At 42.6% G+C, this 1,182-nt stretch carries 1 protein-coding gene; it reads right to left on the bottom strand.

Annotated elements, in window-relative coordinates; translation table 11 throughout:
* Position 1 precedes the first annotated feature (1 nt).
* Positions 2 to 1,054 carry a tyrosine-type recombinase/integrase gene (locus I2D94_RS18120; RefSeq protein ID WP_072682834.1) on the bottom strand — a complete coding sequence of 351 codons (1,053 nt, stop codon included), beginning with the start codon at positions 1,052 to 1,054 and terminating at the stop codon, positions 2 to 4.
* Between the last annotated feature and the right edge of the window lie 128 nt (positions 1,055 to 1,182).

The following is a 1,182-nucleotide window of genomic DNA, read 5'->3' as shown; positions in this document are numbered from 1 at the left end:
TTTACATATATTTTCTGTGGCTATGTTTAACATTTTCCTGTGATACCTGGGCATAGATCATCGTTGTGTTGATCTCATTGTGTCCAAGCATCTGCTGCACTTCTTCGATTGGCATTCCTTTGGTCAAGGCCATCGTCGCACAGGTGCGTCTGAATTTATGCGGATGACACTTGATCCCGAGTTGATCGCCTAAATGCCGGAAGTAGCTTTCGATTCCACCTGCGCCGAGTATCGTTCCGGTATTGTATGAATTCTGATACCCGGTGAACAGATACTCGCTGTCTACTGACATTTCTGATCTCACTTCAAGCCATTGCTTTAAGCGGATGATTGATATCTCGTTTAGATAACAGATTCGTTCTTTTGCACCTTTGCCGAACACGAGGATCTCGTTGCTTGTCAGGTTTAAATCCTTAAGCTTAGCTCCGGAAGCTTCACTTACGCGGCAACCGGTGCTCAGCATAAATTCAAAGAGTGCTTGCATTCTTATCGCTACAAAACGATCTCGTGTATTTCTTGCCTTTTCAACCCGGTTCTTCAATTCGTCTCGCATGAGTTCGATTTCTTCCTGGCTGAATGGTTTCTTGATCCGCTTGTCTTCTTTCATCTTCTTAATCGCCCGCATTGGATTCCTTGGAATATATCCATTATCCGCGAGCCAAGTAAAGAAGCTGGACAGATATCGACGCTCGCCGTTCAGTGTGGCTTTTGACAAATTCGGACTGTCGATCATCCGCTTTGCGAAGTGCATCCGCAGATCGTCCGTTGTAATGTCGGTGATCTTTTTTTGAATGTATAGGTGTAGATGTGAATTTAACTCCTGCCTATACACTTTAATGGATCGATCACTCAATCCATCAATCTTTTTGCTTACCAAGAACAGCTGAATCAGCTTTTCGTCTTCGTAGCCATACGGTACGACTTCATTCTTTTTAGGTACCAGATCATAATCTTCGAGGCAAGTGATCAGTGTATTCTTTACAAGCTCAATTTCGCGGCTTTCAATTTTATCATTTAGCTTCAAAATGATTAAATTGATTACATCATTTTTCACGGTGACACACCTCTCAAGCAATACATTGGCGTGACTAAGGTAAAATTGATTTCATTTTGCAGGGTATTGCCTTGCACACATATCGCACTAATACCCGCAAAGCTAAACTGTAGATAAGACATCCACAC

Source organism: Holdemania sp. 1001302B_160321_E10 (genome assembly GCF_015552275.1).
Classification (GTDB): domain Bacteria; phylum Bacillota_I; class Bacilli_A; order Erysipelotrichales; family Erysipelotrichaceae; genus Holdemania.
This window is presented reverse-complemented; position numbering and strand designations above follow the sequence as displayed.